Source organism: Rhodoferax sp., assembly GCF_039922535.1.
Taxonomy (GTDB): Bacteria; Pseudomonadota; Gammaproteobacteria; order Burkholderiales; family Burkholderiaceae_C; genus Rhodoferax_B.
This window is the reverse complement of the sequence record NZ_JBDTEM010000349.1, coordinates 1-18,842: the sequence shown is the minus strand read 5'-3', so window position 1 is coordinate 18,842 and position 18,842 is coordinate 1. Positions and strand designations below refer to the sequence as shown.

18 protein-coding genes and 1 tRNA gene are annotated in these 18,842 nt (G+C 54.4%); all 19 read left to right on the top strand.

The window, feature by feature from the left end; all coding sequences use genetic code 11:
• The first annotated feature begins 286 nt into the window (after window positions 1-286).
• Window positions 287-2,407: a polyribonucleotide nucleotidyltransferase gene (gene pnp, locus ABI213_RS16510; RefSeq protein WP_348007689.1), complete on the top strand. Its 2,121-nt coding sequence runs from the start codon at window positions 287-289 to the stop codon at window positions 2,405-2,407.
• A 56-nt stretch (window positions 2,408-2,463) separates the two neighbouring features.
• A complete protein-coding gene (locus ABI213_RS16505; RefSeq protein WP_348007688.1) occupies window positions 2,464-3,471 on the top strand; it encodes an NAD(P)H-quinone oxidoreductase in 1,008 nt (335 codons plus the stop codon).
• Between the two features lie 4 nt (window positions 3,472-3,475).
• Complete coding sequence (tpiA, locus tag ABI213_RS16500) at window positions 3,476-4,219, top strand: triose-phosphate isomerase (protein ID WP_348027909.1); 744 nt, start codon at window positions 3,476-3,478, stop codon at window positions 4,217-4,219.
• A gap of 53 nt (window positions 4,220-4,272) precedes the next feature.
• A complete protein-coding gene (gene secG, locus ABI213_RS16495) occupies window positions 4,273-4,671 on the top strand; it encodes a preprotein translocase subunit SecG (protein ID WP_348027907.1) in 399 nt (132 codons plus the stop codon).
• 115 nt (window positions 4,672-4,786) lie between these two features.
• Window positions 4,787-4,871, top strand: a tRNA-Leu gene (locus tag ABI213_RS16490).
• Between the two features lie 59 nt (window positions 4,872-4,930).
• Window positions 4,931-5,290, top strand: a complete 360-nt coding sequence (locus ABI213_RS16485) for an NADH-quinone oxidoreductase subunit A (RefSeq protein ID WP_348027905.1) — start codon at window positions 4,931-4,933, stop codon at window positions 5,288-5,290.
• Window positions 5,291-5,294: 4 nt separating this feature from the next.
• Window positions 5,295-5,771, top strand: coding sequence for an NADH-quinone oxidoreductase subunit B (locus ABI213_RS16480; protein ID WP_295956930.1), 477 nt, complete (start codon window positions 5,295-5,297; stop codon window positions 5,769-5,771).
• Window position 5,772: 1 nt separating this feature from the next.
• On the top strand, window positions 5,773-6,381 hold the full coding sequence (locus tag ABI213_RS16475) for an NADH-quinone oxidoreductase subunit C (protein WP_348027903.1): 609 nt from the start codon (window positions 5,773-5,775) through the stop codon (window positions 6,379-6,381).
• Between the two features lie 14 nt (window positions 6,382-6,395).
• Entirely contained in the window at window positions 6,396-7,649 is a 1,254-nt protein-coding gene (locus tag ABI213_RS16470; protein WP_348027901.1) for an NADH-quinone oxidoreductase subunit D, read from the top strand.
• Between the two features lie 7 nt (window positions 7,650-7,656).
• Window positions 7,657-8,160, top strand: a complete 504-nt coding sequence (nuoE, locus tag ABI213_RS16465) for an NADH-quinone oxidoreductase subunit NuoE (RefSeq protein WP_348027899.1) — start codon at window positions 7,657-7,659, stop codon at window positions 8,158-8,160.
• The gene (gene nuoF, locus ABI213_RS16460) at window positions 8,160-9,512 is read left to right on the top strand and encodes an NADH-quinone oxidoreductase subunit NuoF (RefSeq protein WP_348027897.1); all 1,353 of its coding nucleotides are present in this window, start codon (window positions 8,160-8,162) and stop codon (window positions 9,510-9,512) included. The genes nuoE and nuoF overlap by 1 nt, the downstream gene beginning before the upstream one ends.
• A 15-nt stretch (window positions 9,513-9,527) precedes the next feature.
• Window positions 9,528-11,675 carry an NADH-quinone oxidoreductase subunit NuoG gene (gene nuoG / locus ABI213_RS16455; protein WP_348007960.1) on the top strand — a complete coding sequence of 716 codons (2,148 nt, stop codon included), beginning with the start codon at window positions 9,528-9,530 and terminating at the stop codon, window positions 11,673-11,675.
• The gene (nuoH, locus tag ABI213_RS16450) at window positions 11,672-12,754 is read left to right on the top strand and encodes an NADH-quinone oxidoreductase subunit NuoH (RefSeq protein ID WP_348007961.1); all 1,083 of its coding nucleotides are present in this window, start codon (window positions 11,672-11,674) and stop codon (window positions 12,752-12,754) included. The genes nuoG and nuoH overlap by 4 nt, the downstream gene beginning before the upstream one ends.
• 12 nt (window positions 12,755-12,766) lie before the next feature.
• Window positions 12,767-13,276 (top strand): NADH-quinone oxidoreductase subunit NuoI, encoded by a 510-nt coding sequence (nuoI, locus tag ABI213_RS16445; protein ID WP_348007962.1) that lies wholly within the window; start codon window positions 12,767-12,769, stop codon window positions 13,274-13,276.
• A gap of 56 nt (window positions 13,277-13,332) precedes the next feature.
• Window positions 13,333-14,001 (top strand): NADH-quinone oxidoreductase subunit J, encoded by a 669-nt coding sequence (locus ABI213_RS16440; RefSeq protein WP_348007963.1) that lies wholly within the window; start codon window positions 13,333-13,335, stop codon window positions 13,999-14,001.
• Complete coding sequence (nuoK, locus tag ABI213_RS16435) at window positions 13,998-14,306, top strand: NADH-quinone oxidoreductase subunit NuoK (protein WP_315185702.1); 309 nt, start codon at window positions 13,998-14,000, stop codon at window positions 14,304-14,306. Before ABI213_RS16440 ends, nuoK begins: the two co-directional genes overlap by 4 nt.
• A 6-nt stretch (window positions 14,307-14,312) precedes the next feature.
• Entirely contained in the window at window positions 14,313-16,337 is a 2,025-nt protein-coding gene (gene nuoL, locus ABI213_RS16430; protein ID WP_348007964.1) for an NADH-quinone oxidoreductase subunit L, read from the top strand.
• Window positions 16,338-16,353: 16 nt separating this feature from the next.
• Window positions 16,354-17,829, top strand: coding sequence for an NADH-quinone oxidoreductase subunit M (locus ABI213_RS16425; RefSeq protein ID WP_348007965.1), 1,476 nt, complete (start codon window positions 16,354-16,356; stop codon window positions 17,827-17,829).
• Window positions 17,830-17,853: 24 nt separating this feature from the next.
• On the top strand, window positions 17,854-18,842 hold a 989-nt coding region (locus ABI213_RS16420), incomplete at its 3' end, for an NADH-quinone oxidoreductase subunit N (protein ID WP_348027895.1).

Sequence of the window (18,842 nt, the reverse complement as noted above, 5' to 3'; positions counted from 1 at the left end):
CCAGTTCCCAATGCACAAGCGCCTGAGTTAGTTCACTAGCTCAGGCGTTTTTGTTTGTTTTTCCCAGGACTTATGCAGCGCCCGCCTGAAGGCCCGAAGGGCCTCGAGTCAGGTGCCGCGCAAGTCTTATTCCAGTCGAGAGGCGATTTACCCCGTACGCGCTGTGTCATTCCATAAGCCATCCCTTGGCGGTTTATGGAATGGCATCGTATGGCCGAACCCTCTTTGTCCCTCGCCAGTCTCGTCGTGATGTAGATGGACTGCAAACCCTCCCAGGAGACCCAAAATGACTATGTTCAATAAAGTAAGCAAGACCTTCCAGTGGGGCGCCAACACCGTCACCATGGAAACCGGCGAAATGGCCCGCCAATCCACCGGCGCTGTGCTGTTGGATATGGACGGCACCGTGGTGCTGGCGACCGTGGTGGCTAAAACTGTCGGCAAACCCGGCCAAGACTTTTTCCCGCTGACCGTCGATTACCTGGAAAAGACCTACGCCGCGGGCAAGATCCCCGGCAGCTTTTTCAAGCGCGAAGGCCGCCCCAGCGAATTTGAAACGCTGACCAGCCGCTTGATCGACCGTCCGATCCGTCCGCTGTTCCCCGAAGGTTTCTTCAACGAAGTGCATGTGGTTATCCACACCCTGTCGCTGAATCCGGAAGTCGATGCCGACATCGCCGCTCTTATCGCCACCAGCGCCGCTTTGTCGGTTAGCGGTATCCCCTTCAGCGGCCCGATTGGCGCGGCCCGTGTGGGTTACATCAATGGCGAATACGTGCTGAACCCTGGCCAGACCGCCCGCAAGGATTCCATCATGGACTTGGTGGTGGCCGGTACTGAAACCGCCGTGCTGATGGTGGAATCGGAAGCGCAGCAACTATCCGAAGAAATCATGCTGGGTGCCGTGGTATTTGGCCACGAGCAAGGCGTTATCGCCATCAACGCCATCCACGAACTGGTTCGCGACGCTGGCAAGCCCGTGTGGGACTGGACTGCACCTGCCAAAGACGAAGTGCTGATTGCCAAAGTGGTGGCATTGGCCGAAGAAAAGCTGGCAGCTGCTTACCAGATCCGCAACAAGCAAGCGCGTACCCAAGCCTGTCGCGCTGTTTACGCAGAAGTCATGGCTGCTTTGAAGGCCGACGGTGCTGCGTTCGACAATGTGGCCGTGGAAGGCATGCTGTTCGACATCGAAGCCAAGATCGTGCGTAGCCAGATCCTGGCAGGCGAGCCCCGTATCGACGGCCGCGACACCCGCACGGTGCGCGCCATTGAAATCCGCAACAGCGTGCTGCCCCGCACCCACGGTTCGGCTCTGTTCACCCGTGGCGAAACCCAGGCTTTGGTGGTCACCACTCTGGGCACTGAGCGCGATGCCCAGCGTATCGATGCACTGGCGGGTGAGTACGAAGACCGCTTCATGCTGCACTACAACATGCCTCCGTTCGCCACCGGCGAAACCGGCCGCGTGGGTACACCCAAGCGCCGCGAAATCGGCCACGGCCGTCTGGCCAAGCGCGCTTTGGTTGCAGTTTTGCCTAGCAAGGAAGACTTCCCTTACACCATGCGTGTGGTGTCGGAAATCACCGAGTCGAATGGCTCTTCGTCGATGGCTTCGGTCTGCGGCGGCTGCCTGTCGCTAATGGACGCTGGCGTGCCTATGAAGGCCCACGTGGCTGGTATCGCCATGGGCCTGATCAAGGATGGCAATCGCTTCGCCGTGCTGACCGACATTCTGGGTGACGAAGACCACCTGGGCGACATGGACTTCAAGGTTGCCGGCACCACCAACGGTATTACCGCGCTGCAAATGGACATCAAAATCCAGGGCATCACCAAAGAGATCATGCAGGTCGCATTGGCCCAGGCCAAGGAAGCCCGCTTGCACATCCTCGACAAGATGATGGAAGCCATGTCCGAAGCCAAGACCGAAGTGTCCACCTTCGCTCCCCGCCTGTTCACCATGAAGATCAATCCGGACAAAATCCGTGACGTGATCGGCAAGGGCGGCGCGGTCATCCGTGCGCTGACCGAAGAAACCGGCACGCAGATCAACATCGAAGAAGATGGCACCATAACCATCGCTTCGAGCGATCCCGCCAAGGCCGAAGAAGCCAAGCGCCGTATCGAGCAGATCACTGCTGAAGTCGAAATTGGCAAGGTCTACGAAGGCCCGATTACCAAGATTCTGGACTTCGGTGCACTGGTTAACTTGCTGCCAGGCAAAGACGGTTTGTTGCACATCAGCCAGATCGCCCACGAGCGTGTCGAAAAAGTCTCTGACTACCTAACCGAAGGCCAGATCGTTAAGGTCAAGGTCATGGAGACGGATGAAAAAGGCCGTATCAAGCTGTCCATGAAGGCCTTGCTGGACCGCCCAGCGTACAACCCGGAAGCCCAGCGCTAAATCCATCGTTCAGCGGCTGCTGTGACGCAGCCGCAAGCATGGAATACCTCCTACCTATGAAAGCTATCGAAATCACCGCTTATGGCGCGCCGGATGTACTGCGCGTCGCAGATCGTCCTGTGCCCGTGCCGGGCGTGGGTGAGTTGCTGATTCGCGTGTCAGCCAGTGGTGTGAACCGGCCTGACGTGCTCCAGCGAACGGGCAACTACCCTGTGCCTGCGGGGGCTTCGGATATTCCAGGGTTGGAGGTTGCGGGCGTGGTGGTGTCGGGCGATGCCGAGGCGATGGCGAGTGCTGGTTTGCAGGTGGGTGATCGCGTGTGTGCCTTGGTCGCCGGTGGCGGGTATGCGCAAATGTGTGTTGCTCCTGTGGCCCAGTGTTTGCCTGTTCCGCAGGGTTTGAGCTACATCGAAGCGGCATCCTTACCCGAAACCTTCTTCACGGTGTGGAGCAACGTGTTTGACCGGGGGCGCTTGCAAAAAGGCGAGACCTTGTTGGTGCACGGTGGTTCCAGTGGCATTGGTATTACCGCCATTCAACTCGCTAAGGCCATGGGTGCGACAGTGGTGGTGACGGCAGGTAGCGATGAAAAATGCGCAGCCTGTCTTGCCTTGGGGGCGGACTACGCCATCAATTACAAGACCCACGACTTTGTCGACGAAGTTCAGCGCATCACCCAGCAAGCGGGTGTGGATGTGGTACTCGACATGGTGGCAGGTAGTTATGTGGCACGCGATATCCAGTGCCTGGCAGAAGATGGCCGCTTGGTCATCATCGCAGTGCAGGGAGGCACCCATAGTGAGGTCCATGCGGGTTTGGTCATGCGCAAGCGTTTGACCGTCACCGGATCTACCTTGCGTGTTCGTTCTGTGGCATTCAAGGCGGCGATTGCGCAGGCTTTGCAACAGCAGGTCTGGCCTTTGCTAGCGGATACCCGTATCAAGCCAGTGGTGTGCCGGGTATTTGCTGCGGATGCTGGCTCAGATGCACTCAGCGGTGCCGCCCAGGCGCACGCTCTGATGGAGTCGGGTGCAAACATTGGAAAAATCGTTTTGACATGGTAATGCTATGAAGAAAAAACTGATTGTTGGTAATTGGAAGATGAATGGCAGCTTGGCTGCCAACCAAGCTTTGCTGCAAGCATTGTTGGCGGGCGTGGGTCAGTCGAACTGTGGCGTGGCGGTTTGTGTTTCCGCGCCATATTGGGCGCAGGCGCAGGCGCTACTTGCGTCTGGTGCTATTGATTTAGGGGCGCAAGACGTTTCGCAGCATGCGGTGGGTGCATTCACAGGCGAAGTTTCAACCGCCATGCTCAAGGAGTTCGGCGTGCGCTATGCCATCGTTGGCCATTCGGAGCGCCGCCAATACCATGGGGAGACCGATGCAGTCGTGGCTTTGAAAACCGAGAGCGCACTGGCCGCAGGCATCACGCCTATCGTTTGCGTAGGCGAAACCTTGGCAGAGCGCGAAGCGGGCAAAACCGAAGAAGTGGTGAAGCGCCAGCTGGCGGCTGTGGTGCATACCAATGGGCACTGCATCAGTGAAATTGTGCTGGCCTATGAGCCGGTGTGGGCGATTGGCACTGGCCTGACGGCCACCCCTGAACAGGCTCAGCAGGTGCATGCTTTGCTGCGCGCCCAGCTCCACGCGGCCACCAACCAGGCCGATCGGATTCAGATTTTGTACGGCGGCAGCATGAATGCGGCCAATGCTGCGCAATTGCTGGCCCAGGCGGATATTGATGGCGGCCTGGTCGGTGGTGCGTCGCTTAAGGCGGCAGACTTTTTGGCGATTGTGTCGGCGGCCCAATAGGGCGCATGGACGCATCACATTCATATTTTCGAGTTTGATTTAGGAGTATTGAGATGAATTTTTTGTTGACCCTTCTTCTGGCTGTCCAGATGCTGGCCGCCATCGGCATGATTGGCCTGATTTTGGTCCAGCACGGCAAGGGTGCAGACATGGGGGCGGCTTTTGGTAGTGGCAGTTCGGGCAGCCTGTTTGGTGCCAGCGGTAGCGCAAACTTTTTGTCACGTACCACCGGTATTTTGGCGGCTGTATTTTTTGCCTGCACTTTGGCGTTGGCCTACTTTAACGGCGCGCGTACTGTGAGTTCTGGCAGCGTCTTGGAGCGTGCGACTGTGACTGCGCCTGAAATGGCCGCCTCGGGCGCAGCCGGGCAGATTCCTGGCTCCACACCTAGCGTGGTGCCCGCTGCACCTGCAGTAGCCGCATCTGGCGCAGGGCAAATTCCGACTAAATAATATGGGTTGAATTGCTCGGTCACCCTGAGAACGTCAGGGTAATCGAGTAAAATTCATAGCTGTGCAGAAAGCCACAAACCGCAAGGTTCCTCATGCCATCTGCACAGAAAAAACCGCCGTCGTGGTGAAATTGGTAGACACGCTATCTTGAGGGGGTAGTGGCGAAAGCTGTGCGAGTTCGAGTCTCGCCGACGGCACCAACAAAAAGACTTGTCGAACCTGCGTTCGGTAAGTCACAAGCGGTGATCAGAACCTCAAGATGAACTTAGATCAGTACCTCCCAGTCCTTTTGTTCATCTTAGTCGGCATAGGTGTCGGCGTAGCACCCCAGGTGCTCGGCCATATATTTGGCCCCAACCGGCCCGATGCGGCCAAAAACTCCCCTTACGAATGTGGCTTTGAGGCATTCGAAGATGCGCGCATGAAATTTGACGTGCGCTACTATCTTGTGGCTATTCTTTTTATATTGTTCGACTTGGAAATCGCATTCTTGTTCCCGTGGGCGGTTGCGCTCAAAGAGGTGGGTGTTGTGGGTTTCTGGGCCGTTATTCTCTTTCTGGGTATTCTTGTTGTAGGCTTTGTCTACGAGTGGAAAAAAGGGGCCCTTGACTGGGAGTAGCACGATGATTGAAGGTGTCATGAAAGAAGGGTTTGTCACCACGTCTTACGACTCGGTGGTGAATTGGGCGAAGACGGGGTCACTGTGGCCTATGACGTTTGGCCTAGCCTGCTGCGCAGTAGAGATGATGCATGCTGGCGCTGCGCGCTACGATATGGATCGCTTCGGTATGCTGTTTCGTCCCAGTCCGCGCCAAAGTGATTTGATGATCGTGGCCGGTACGTTGTGCAACAAAATGGCTCCGGCTTTGCGCAAAGTTTATGACCAGATGCCCGAGCCACGTTGGGTGTTGTCCATGGGCTCGTGTGCCAATGGTGGTGGCTACTACCACTACAGTTACTCGGTGGTGCGCGGCTGCGACCGTATCGTGCCTGTGGATGTGTACGTGCCTGGTTGTCCACCCACGGCGGAGGCTTTGCTGTACGGTGTGATCCAGCTGCAGCAGAAGATCCGCCGCACCAATACGATTGCGAGGGTTTGAGATGACTGTATTTGCTGTCCATCCCGAAGCTTTAAAAGATACTTTGGTTCAGATTCTGGGTAACCAAGCAAGCCATATCAGCGTGGCTTTGGGTGAGGTAGAAGTGGTTGTGCGCGCGCCAGATTACATGGCGGCTGCAACGCTTTTGCGGGATGCACCTGGCTGCAAGTTCGAGCAGTTGATTGACTTGTGTGGCATGGACTATTCGTTGTTTCAGGATGGAGCTTACGAAGGCCCGCGTTATGGCGTCGTGTTGCAGTTGCTGTCGGTCAGTCTGAACCAGCGTGTGCGACTCAAAGTGCTGTGCCTGGACGATGATTTTCCGGTGGTTGATTCGATCAATGGTGTCTGGAATGCAGCCAACTGGTTTGAGCGCGAAGCGTTTGACCTGTTTGGAATCATCTTCGAAGGCCACAACGACTTGCGCCGCATCCTGACGGACTACGGGTTCATTGGCCACCCGTTTCGCAAAGATTTTCCGACTTCGGGTCATGTCGAAATGCGTTATGACCCTGAGCAAAAACGTGTTGTCTACCAGCCGGTATCGATTGAACCGCGTGAAATTACGCCCCGCATCATCCGGGAAGATAATTACGGGGGGCTGCATTAAGCGCAGGATGTCTCATGGCTGAAATCAAAAACTACACGCTCAATTTTGGGCCGCAGCATCCGGCTGCACACGGTGTTTTGCGCTTGGTGCTGGAGCTGGATGGCGAAGTAATTCAGCGTGCGGATCCGCACATTGGGTTGCTGCACCGTGCTACGGAAAAGTTGGCTGAAACCAAGACTTTTATCCAGTCATTACCTTACATGGACCGTCTGGATTACGTGTCCATGATGGCCAACGAGCAGGCTTACTGCTTGGCCATCGAAAAGATGATGGGTATTGAGGTACCCATGCGTGCCCAGTACATCCGCGTCATGTTTGCCGAAATCACCCGGCTGCTGAACCACTTGTTGTGGCTGGGTGCGCACGGGCTGGATTGCGGTGCCATGAATGTCTTGATCTATTGCTTCCGTGAACGTGAAGATCTGTTTGACATGTACGAAGCGGTGAGCGGTGCCCGCATGCACGCAGCGTATTTCCGTCCTGGTGGCGTGTACCGTGATTTGCCCGATGCGATGCCGCAGTACAAGGTCAGCAGGATCAAGAACGCCAAAGCTATGGCGCAGTTGAATGAAAACCGCCAAGGCAGCTTGCTGGATTTCATCGATGATTTTTCTACCCGTTTTCCCAAGTGTGTGGACGAATACGAGACCTTGCTGACGGAAAACCGCATCTGGAAGCAGCGCACCGTAGGGATTGCCGTGGTTACGCCCGAGCGGGCGCTGAATCTCGGTTTCACGGGGCCAATGCTGCGTGGCTCGGGTATTGCCTGGGACCTGCGCAAGAAGCAGCCCTACGATGCCTACGACAAGATGGATTTTGATATTCCGGTGGGTAAAACCGGTGATTGCTACGATCGCTATTTGGTCCGTGTGCAAGAAATGCGTGAATCTAACCGCATCATCAAACAGTGTGTTGATTGGCTACGTGTGAATCCCGGCCCCGTCATTACCGACAACCATAAAGTGGCCGCTCCCGCTCGTGAATCCATGAAAGCTAACATGGAGGAGTTGATCCACCATTTCAAGCTCTTCACTGAGGGCTTTCACGTGCCGCTGGGCGAGGCCTATGCAGCGGTTGAGCATCCTAAGGGTGAATTTGGTATTTACCTTGTGAGTGACGGCGCAAATAAGCCTTACCGCCTGAAAATCCGTGCTCCAGGTTTTGCGCATTTGGCTGCGATGGATGAGTTGTCTCGTGGTCACATGATTGCCGATGCGGTTGCTGTGATCGGCACGATGGACATCGTGTTTGGCGAAATTGACAGGTAATGTGAGCATGATTTCTGAATCCACTAAAGCCCGTTTTGCCCGCGAAGTGGCGAAGTTTCCAACTGACCAAAAGCAATCTGCCGTGATGGCCTGCCTCTCTATCGTTCAGCAGGAGCTGGGGTTCGTGAGTGCGGAAAGTGAAAACGTCGTTGCGGAATACTTGGGTATGCCACCCATTGCGGTGCATGAGGTCACGACCTTCTACAACATGTACAACCAGGTGCCGATGGGGCGCTTCAAATTGAATGTCTGTACCAATTTGCCATGCCAACTGCGCGACGGTGCCAAGGCTTTGAAGCATCTTGAGCATAGGCTGGGCATTTCCATGAATGAAACTACGGCAGATGGCTTGTTTACCCTGCAGCAGAGTGAGTGCCTGGGTGCATGTGCGGACTCTCCTGTAATGCTGGTGAATGACCGCACCATGTGCAGTTTTATGAGCAATGACAAGTTGGACCAGTTGGTGGACGGATTGCGTGCATCTGGCACCCCGTCTGCGGAGGCTAAGTAATGTCAGCAGAACAGATTCTTTCCCAATTCAAGGCGACTGGTGTCCAAACCAGTTTCCATGGCCGTCATATCAGTCCGCAGATCATGGCAGATCTGGATGGTACGAACTGGCATCTCAAAGATTACGAAGCTCGCGGTGGCTACCAAGCCTTGCGCAAGATTTTGGCCAAAGACGGAGGTGAAGGACTCACCCAGGACCAGGTCATTGCAACGGTCAAAGAGTCGGCATTGCGTGGCCGGGGGGGCGCAGGCTTTCCCACGGGCTTAAAGTGGAGCTTCATGCCCCGCCAGTTTCCTGGTCAAAAGTACCTGGTCTGCAATTCAGACGAAGGTGAGCCGGGTACGTGCAAAGACCGCGACATCATGCAGTACAACCCGCATATTGTGATTGAAGGTATGGCGATTGCTGCGTATGCCATGGGCATTTCGGTGGGTTACAACTACATCCACGGCGAAATTTTTGGCACATACGAGCGCTTTGAAGAAGCGCTGGAAGAGGCCCGAGCAGCAGGTTTGTTGGGCAACAACATTCTAGGCAGCAACTATTCTTTCCAACTGCATGCATCCCATGGCTTTGGTGCTTACATCTGCGGTGAAGAAACTGCCTTGCTGGAATCGCTAGAAGGGAAAAAAGGCCAACCGCGTTTCAAGCCACCATTCCCGGCAAGCTTTGGTTTGTATGGCAAACCCACCACCATCAACAATACGGAAACTTTCGCGGCGGTGCCGTGGATTATCCGTAATGGTGGGTTGGCGTATCTGGAATGCGGCAAGCCCAATAATGGCGGCACCAAGATCTACTCGGTCAGTGGTGACGTGGAGCGACCTGGTAACTATGAGATTCCCATGGGAACCCCTTTTGCCAAGCTACTCGAATTGGCCGGTGGCGTACGTACCGGACGCACCCTTAAGGCAGTGATCCCTGGCGGCTCCTCGGCCCCTGTGCTGCCAGCTGACACCATGATGCAGTGCACCATGGACTATGACTCGATTGCCAAGGCCGGTTCCATGCTGGGTTCCGGGGCGGTGATCGTAATGGACGATTCGCGCAATATGGTCGAGAGTCTGCTGCGCTTGTCTTACTTTTACTCCCACGAATCGTGCGGACAGTGCACGCCTTGCCGTGAAGGTACCGGTTGGATGTGGCGGGTGATTGACCGTATCTGGCGCGGTGAAGGCCGCACGACAGATTTGGATTTGCTCAACTCGGTTGCAGACAATATACAAGGCCGCACCATTTGTGCGCTGGGTGACGCGGCGGCCATGCCGGTGCGCGCCATGATCAAGCATTTCCGCCCTGAATTCGAGGCGTTGATCCAGAACAAAAAACCCCAGGCTGCGGCGCACGCCTGATTGAGGTAAGAGCACATGGTAGAAATCGAACTCGACGGTAAGAAGGTAGACATTCTTGAGGGCAGCATGATCATGCATGCGGCTGAAAAGGCGGGAACCTATATTCCCCATTTTTGTTACCACAAGAAGCTCAGCATTGCGGCCAACTGCCGTATGTGTCTGGTGGATGTGGAAAAGGCGCCGAAGCCCATGCCTGCGTGTGCTACGCCTGTAACTCAAGGCATGATTGTTCGCACCAAGAGCGAAAAAGCCATCAAGGCGCAGCAGTCGGTGATGGAGTTTTTGCTTATCAATCACCCGTTGGATTGCCCCATTTGCGACCAAGGCGGTGAATGCCAATTGCAGGATTTGGCCGTGGGCTACGGTGGATCCTCTTCTCGCTACGAAGAAGAGAAACGGGTGGTTTTCCACAAGGACGTGGGTCCCCTGGTGTCCATGGAAGAAATGAGCCGTTGCATACATTGCACGCGCTGTGTACGCTTTGGTCAAGAAGTAGCGGGCGTGATGGAACTCGGCATGATTCACCGTGGCGAGCACTCCGAAATCACCACGGTTTTGGGTGAAACGATTGACTCTGAGCTGTCGGGCAACATGATTGATATTTGCCCCGTAGGTGCTTTGACCAGCAAGCCCTTCCGTTACAGCGCCCGCACCTGGGAGCTGTCGCGCCGTAAGTCCATCAGTCCGCATGACTCGACCGGTTCGAATTTGGTTATTCAGGTCAAAAACAACAAGGTGATGCGCGTTGTGCCGCTTGAAAACGAAGCGGTGAATGAGTGCTGGATTGCCGACCGCGATCGTTTTTCCTACGAAGCTCTGAACAGTTCCGAGCGCTTGACCAGTCCCATGCTCAAGCAAGGTGGCGAGTGGAAAACCGTTGATTGGCAAACCGCACTTGAATACATTGCGAATGGTCTGAAGCAGATCAAGAGCCAGCATGGCGCTGCCAGCATTGGTGCTTTGGTCAGCCCGCACAGCACCCTGGAAGAGTTGGCTTTGGCTGGAGCACTGGTGCGTGGCCTGGGTAGTGAGAATATCGACTACCGGCTGCGTAATGCCGAGTTTCCTCAAGCTGAAGGTGTCCGTTATCTGGGTTCGTCTATTGCTTCCTTAAGCCAACTGCAGCGTGTGCTCGTGGTTGGTTCGAATTTGCGCAAAGACCATCCCTTGTTTGCACAGCGAATTCGGCAAGCAGCGCGCAAGGGTTGTGCGGTAAGTGCTATTAATTCTGTAGTGGAACTTGTCAAAGCCGATGCTTGGGCCATGCCTGTCGCAAACTTTGTACAAAGCCCGGCAGACCAGTGGTTGCAGTCTTTGGCTGATGTCGCTGCTGCGGTGGCGGAAGCCACGTCGTCGGTAGCGCCGATTGCAGGTTCTGCCACCGAGTCGGCTAAAGCGATTGCCAAGTCATTGCTGGGCGGTGAGCGTAAGGCGATTTTGTTGGGTAATGCGGCCGCGCACCACGCCCAAGCTTCAAGTCTGTTGGCATTGGCTAACTGGATTGGCGAACAAACGGGTGCTTCGGTCGGTTATCTGACTGAGGCAGCCAATACGGTTGGTGCGCAGCTGGCGCATGCCCAGCCAGGCCAGGGGGGCTTGAATGCTGGTCAGATGTTGGCAGGTGGGCTCAAGGCGGTTTTACTTCTTAACAACGAACCCGAATTTGATTCGGTTGCTGGTGCTGCGCACAATTTAGGCCGTGCTGAAATGGTGGTAACCATGAGCCCGTTCAAGTCGAACATGGCTTTCAGTGATGTGCTGTTGCCAATCGCACCATTTTCGGAAACCTCTGGAAGTTTTGTCAATGCCGAAGGACGTGTGCAGGGTTTCCATGCGGTTGTAAAACCCTTGGCTGATACCCGTCCTGCCTGGAAGGTGCTGCGTGTGCTGGCCAATGTGTTGGGTCTGCCCGGTTTCGACTTTGAGTCGTCGCACGATGTTTTGACTACTTTGCAGGCGGATTTTTCAGAAGGTGCCACGCAATTACTTCCAGAAAGGTTAAGCAACAAGACCCAAGCAAGCATTGATATGGCTGTACATGCGCTTGCGGTGCCAGTTGTGGCTAGTTTGTACCAGTTGGATGGCATCGTGCGCCGTGCTACCGCGTTGCAGTTGACAGCAGATGCTCGCCAAGCCCATGCGACCCAAGAGGTGAGCGCATGATCGATGCAATTTTTGCCTTCGGACAAGGTTTAGTCGGTGCTAGCTGGTGGTCTGGCGGCGCTTGGCCCGTTATCTGGAACTTGATCAAGATAGTGCTTGTACTTTTGCCGTTGATGGGCTGCGTGGCCTACTTAACGCTGTGGGAGCGAAAAGCCATTGGTTGGACCCAGATCCGCATTGGACCTAACCGTGTCGGTCCTTTGGGTTTGCTGCAACCTATTGCCGATGCTTTGAAGCTCCTTACCAAAGAAATTATTCTCCCCACTGTGGCGAACAAGGGGCTGTTCTTTCTCGGACCTATCATGACCATCATGCCAGCTTTGGCAGCATGGGCGGTGATTCCCTTTGGCCCTGAAATTGCACTCTCTAACATCAATGCGGGTCTGCTGTTCCTGATGGCGATTACTTCAATGGAAGTCTATGGGGTCATCATTGCGGGTTGGGCTTCCAATTCCAAATACGCTTTCTTGGGCGCTTTGCGGGCTTCTGCGCAGATGGTCAGTTATGAAATCGCCATGGGTTTTTGCCTGGTGATTGTGTTGATGGTCTCTGCCAGCCTGAACCTGACAGATATCGTGATGGGTCAAGCCAAGGGCATGTTTGCTGAAAAAGGGTTGATTTTCTTATCGTGGAACTGGTTGCCTCTGTTGCCTGTGTTCCTGGTGTATTTCATCTCTGGCCTTGCAGAAACCAACCGCCATCCTTTCGACGTGGTGGAGGGCGAATCCGAGATTGTTGCTGGTCACATGGTTGAGTATTCCGGTATGAGCTTTGCGATGTTCTTTTTGGCCGAATACGCCAATATGTGGCTCGTATCGATCATGACGGTGCTCATGTTCCTTGGTGGCTGGTTGTCGCCGATTGACAGTGTGCTGTTTAACTGGGTGCCGGGATGGATCTGGTTGGGTTTCAAGACGTTCGCTGTCGTTACCATGTTCTTGTGGGTTCGTGCGAGTTTTCCACGGTTCCGCTATGACCAGATCATGCGTTTGGGTTGGAAGATTTTTATCCCTGTCACCCTGGTGTGGCTGGTGGTGGTGGGTGGCTGGATGCAGACCCCCTTTAATATCTGGAAGTAAAGAGAGTCACTCATGTCCACATTGGCTACTCCTGCCTTTTCGCTCAAAGACTTTCTCTCCAGCTTTATGTTGGCAGAGTTGTTCAAAGGCTTGGCGCTCACCGGTAAACACGCGTTTCGGCGCAAGATTACGGTGCAGTTTCCAGAAGAAAAAACACCGCTGTCCCCACGTTTTCGAGGCCTGCACGCGTTGCGCCGCTATGAAAATGGTGAAGAACGTTGCATCGCCTGCAAGCTGTGCGAGGCCGTATGCCCTGCCATGGCGATCACGATTGAGTCGGATGTCCGGGCTGATGGTTCACGCCGTACCAGCCGCTATGACATCGACCTGACCAAATGTATTTTTTGCGGATTTTGCGAAGAAAGCTGCCCAGTGGACTCCATTGTGGAGACACATGTATTTGAGTACCACGGCGAACAGCGCGGTGATCTGTACTTCACCAAAGACATGCTGCTGGCAGTGGGCGACCGTTACGAAAAAGAAATTGCAGCGGCACGTGCTGCAGATGCGAAATACCGCTAGATCTCGCTCACAGCTACTGGCTGTTGCCTCCGACTCAACACAATAAGAACCGCTCCATGGACGTTAAGACAGGCCTTTTTTATCTCTTCGCGATAGTGCTTCTGTTCGCCGGGTTTCGGGTGATTACCTCCCGCAACCCTGTCTACGCAGCGCTGTACCTGGTCCTGGCATTTTTCCAGGCTGCCGCTATATGGATTTTGCTCAAGGCAGAGTTCCTGGCGATCACCTTGGTGCTGGTGTATGTGGGCGCGGTGATGGTGCTCTTCTTGTTCGTTGTGATGATGTTGGATATCAACGTAGATGCATTGCGCCAGGGATTCTGGAAGCACTTTCCGCTGGCAGCCGGTGGTGGGGTTCTGCTTGCGCTGGAGATGGCAATGGTGCTCATGGGGGGATTCCGCACAAATGATGAAACGCGTGTCCTTACCGGGGGGGCGAACATTGGTGCCCAGGTATCCAACACCAAGGAACTGGGCAAGCTGCTGTACACCGAGTATCTCTATCCGCTTGAAATTGCCGCAGTGATTTTGTTGGTGGCTATCGTTGCTGCCATCGCACTTACTCTGCGCCAGCGTAAAGACAGCAAGCACGCCAATCCATCGGATCAAGTTCGCGTCAAAGCACGCGATCGCGTGGAAATTATCAAAATGAAAGTTACCCAGCCTGCGGTAGAGAGCGCTGCGCCGGTTGTTACGGCGGCTGTGGCTGTGGAGAAAAAAGCATGACCTTAACGCTTGGACACTTTCTTTCACTCGGAGCCATTTTGTTTGCCTTGTCTGTTATAGGCATTTTTCTGAACCGCAAGAACCTGATCGTCTTGTTGATGGCGATTGAATTGATGTTGTTGGCCGTGAACATGAATTTTGTGGCGTTCTCGTATTACCTGAACGACATGCGGGGACAGATATTTGTGTTCTTTATTCTCACAGTGGCGGCCGCCGAGTCGGCGATTGGCTTGGCTATCTTGGTGCTGCTGTTTCGTAATAAATCCAGCATCAATGTGGATGAACTCAATACGCTCAAGGGTTAATAAAAAATGAGTCAAACCCTCGCAGCTTCTACTCTGCTGGCTGTTCCGCTGGCACCTTTGGCGGGCGCTTTGCTTGCCGGTGTTTTGGGTACTGCTTTTGGCGGTAACGTGATTGGCCGACGCGCGAGTCACACACTTACCATTTTGGGTGTTTTTATTGCCTTCGTTTTGTCGGCCATGACGCTCAATAGCGTGGTCAGTGATGGAGCCCGGTTCAATGAAACGCTCTATACCTGGATGGATGTAGGCGGTCTTCGTATGGAGATTGGCTTCATGGTGGACGGCTTGACTGCCATGATGATGTGTGTGGTGACCTTTGTGTCGCTGATGGTGCACATCTATACCATTGGCTACATGGAAGAAGACGCTGGCTACAACCGTTTCTTTGCCTACATTTCGCTGTTTACTTTCTCGATGTTGATGCTGGTGATGAGCAACAACATGCTGCAGTTGTTCTTTGGCTGGGAGGCAGTGGGCTTGGTGTCCTATTTGCTGATTGGATTCTGGTTCAACCGTCCTACCGCTATTTTTGCCAATATGAAGGCCTTTTTGGTCAACCGTGTGGGCGACTTTGGCTTCATCCTGGGTATTGGCTTGATTGCCGCCTATGCAGGCACCTTGAACTACACGGAAGCGTTTGCGAAAAAAGAAGAATTGGCACAACTGCTGCTTCCCGGCACCAACTGGATGCTTGTGACCGTGATCTGCATATGCCTGTTCATCGGTGCCATGGGCAAGTCGGCACAGTTCCCGCTGCATGTGTGGCTGCCGGACTCCATGGAAGGTCCTACCCCCATTTCGGCATTGATCCACGCGGCTACCATGGTGACGGCGGGTATCTTCATGGTAGCGCGTATGTCACCGTTGTTTGAGTTGAGCGAAACCGCTTTGAACTTCGTGATGGTCATAGGCGCCATTACGGCGCTGTTTATGGGCTTTTTGGGCATCATCCAGAATGACATCAAGCGGGTGGTCGCGTATTCCACATTGTCCCAGTTGGGTTATATGACGGTGGCTTTGGGGGCCTCGGCATATTCTGTCGCGGTGTTCCATCTGATGACACATGCGTTCTTCAAAGCCTTGCTTTTTCTGGCTGCGGGTTCGGTCATCATGGGTGTCCACCACAACCAGGACATTCGCTGGATGGGTGGATTGCGCAAGTACATGCCCATTACCTGGATTACTTCGTTGGTGGGCTCACTGGCTTTGATTGGTACGCCTCTGTTTTCCGGTTTTTACTCCAAGGACAGCATCATCGAAGCGGTCCAGGCTAGCCATTTGCCGGGAGCCGGCTTCGCGAGCTTTTCGGTGTTGGCAGGTGTTTTTGTGACTGCTTTCTACTCGTTCCGCCTGTATTTCCTGGTGTTCCACGGCAAAGAACGGTTTGACCAGAATCCGGATGCACACCACGGCCATGACGACCACCACGGTGACCATGGTCACGGTGATAACAAGCCACATGAGTCGCCTTGGGTGGTAACGCTGCCACTAGTCTTATTGGCGATTCCGTCGGTGGTGTTGGGTTACTTCACGATCGATCCTTTGCTGTACGGTGACTTTTTCAAGGGTGCAATCTTCATAGATCTTGAAAAGCATGCAGCAATGGAAGAGTTGGCGCATGAGTTCCATGGCGCATGGGCCATGGCGGTGCATGCCTTGACATCGATGCCGTTTATTTTGGCAGTTGCCGGTGTGGCTTCTTCGTATTACATGTACATGGTCAACCCGGCTCTGCCGGCAGCCATCAAACGCGCTTGTGAGCCGATTTACACCCTGCTGGAAAACAAGTACTACTTGGACTGGTTCAACGAAAACGTATTGGCACGGGGTGCCCGTGGTTTGGGTACCGGCCTGTGGCAGGTAGGTGACCGCACCATCATTGACGGTGGGGTGGTGAACGGCTCTTGGAAGATCGTAGGGTGGATTTCGGGCATGGTGCGTTGGGTTCAAACCGGATTCATTTACGACTATGCGTTCGCGATGATTGTGGGTGTTTTTGCGCTGATGACGTATTTCGTTTGGCTCAACTAGTAGAGGAATAAGAAAAATGGGATTGTTGAGCCTTGCCATCTGGATACCTATCTTTTTTGGCGTTGTACTTTTGGCCTTAGGGCGTGATGAGCAGGCCGGGGCCGTCCGCTGGCTCGCCTTGGTCGGTTCTGTAGTAAGTTTCCTGGTGACTTTGCCGCTGTACAGCGGATTCAAGCTGGGTACTTCTGCGATGCAGTTTGTGGAGAACACCAGCTGGATTGAGCGATTCAATGTGAACTACCACCTGGGTGTGGATGGCATTTCGGTCTGGTTTGTGATCCTGACGGCATTTATCAATGTGATCGTGGTCATTGCCGGTTGGGAGGCCATTACGCACAAGGTGAACCAGTACATGGGTGCGTTTTTGATTCTCAGTGGATTAATGATTGGTGTCTTTTGTGCGCTGGACGGAATTCTGTTCTACGTCTTTTTTGAAGCCACGCTCATTCCGATGTACCTGATCATTGGTATCTGGGGTGGACCCAACAAGATCTACGCGGCTTTCAAGTTTTTCTTGTACACGCTGTTGGGTTCTTTGCTGATGCTGGTGGCATTGATATTCCTTTACGTCAAGTCGAACGGTAGTTTTGATATCGCTACCTGGCACCAGTTGCCGTTGGACGGCCATACCCAGACCTTGCTGTTCTTTGCCTTCTTGTCTGCGTTTGCGGTCAAAGTGCCGATGTGGCCTGTGCATACTTGGCTGCCTGATGTGCACGTGGAAGCCCCTACGGGTGGTTCTGCGGTGCTGGCGGCCATTATGTTGAAGCTGGGTGCCTACGGTTTCCTGCGTTTCTCTTTGCCGATCGCGCCCGATGCTGCCCATGAATGGTCTGGTCTGATGATTGGTTTGTCACTTACTGCCGTGGTGTATGTCGGTTTGGTGGCCATGGTGCAAGAGGACATGAAGAAGCTGGTGGCCTATTCGTCCGTCGCCCACATGGGTTTTGTGACCCTGGGTTTCTTCATCTTCAACCCGCTGGGCATTGCGGGCGGTATCGTTCAGATGATTGCCCACGGCTTTGTGTCCGCCGCGATGTTTTTGTCGATCGGCGTGCTGTACGACCGCATGCATTCGCGTGAAATTGCCAGCTACGGTGGCGTGGTCAATACCATGCCCAAGTTCGCAGCTTTTGCCTTGCTGTTCGCCATGGCCAATTGCGGTTTGCCCGCCACGGCAGGTTTCGTGGGCGAGTGGATGGTGATTTTGGGTGCCGTCAAGTTCAATTTCTGGGTTGGTTTTGCAGCAGCCACCGCGCTGATTTTTGGTGCTGCCTACACTTTGTGGATGTTTAAACGCGTGTACCTGGGCCCCATCGCCAACGACCATGTGAAAGAACTGAAGGACATCAACGGACGCGAGTTCTTCATGCTGCTCTTGCTGGCTATCGCGGTACTGGCCATGGGCCTGTACCCCAAGCCTTTCACCGATGTGATGGATGCCTCGGTGGCCGATTTGATCAAACACGTTGCAGTTTCCAAGCTCAACTGACCCCACTGGATTGAGAACGAAAAGATGATTGACACAATCAGTTGGATCACGGTTTACCCTGAAATCGTGTTGTTGGCGATGGCCTGCATCATTGCGCTGGTCGACCTGGGGATCAAAAGTCCACGCCGCACTGGCACTTATTCCTTGACCTTGTTGTCGCTGGGCGTAGTCGCCATCCTGCAGGGCTTGTATGCCAGCGGCAACACCACCTTGTATGGCTTTGGCAATATGGTCGTCAGCGACCCGATGGGCAACTGGCTCAAGTGTTTTGCCACCATCGCCGTGATGGTGACCTTGGTGTATGGACGGCCTTACGCAGGCGACCGCGGCATGTTGCAAGGCGGCGAAATGTTTACCCTGAGCATGTTTGCGCTGCTTGGCATGTCGGTGATGATCTCGGGCAACAACTTCCTGGTTATCTACATGGGCTTGGAGCTGTTGACCTTGTCCAGCTACGCCTTGGTCGCTCTGCGCCGCGACAATGCCACCGCCAGTGAAGCGGCCATGAAGTATTTTGTGTTGGGCGCTTTGGCTTCGGGCTTCTTGCTCTACGGCTTGTCGATGATGTACGGTGCCACGGGCACGCTGGAAGTAGGCCAGGTCTTCAAGGTCATTGCTTCTGGCCAGGTGAAGCACCAGGTGTTGGTATTCGGTCTGGTGTTTGTGGTGGCCGGTTTGGCATTCAAGCTGGGTGTCGTGCCATTCCACATGTGGATTCCGGACGTATACCAAGGCGCACCTACTGCCGTGACGCTGATGATTGGTGGCGCGCCCAAGCTGGCGGCATTTGCCATCTGCATTCGTTTGCTGGTCGAAGGAATGCTGCCGCTGGCGATTGACTGGCAGCAAATGCTGGTGGTGCTTTCCGTAGCCTCATTGGCGCTGGGTAACCTGGCGGCCATCGCCCAAACCAACCTTAAGCGCATGTTGGCCTACTCCACCATTTCGCAGATGGGGTTTGTATTGCTGGGCCTGTTGTCTGGCGTGGTGAATGGCAACACCTTGTCGGCGGC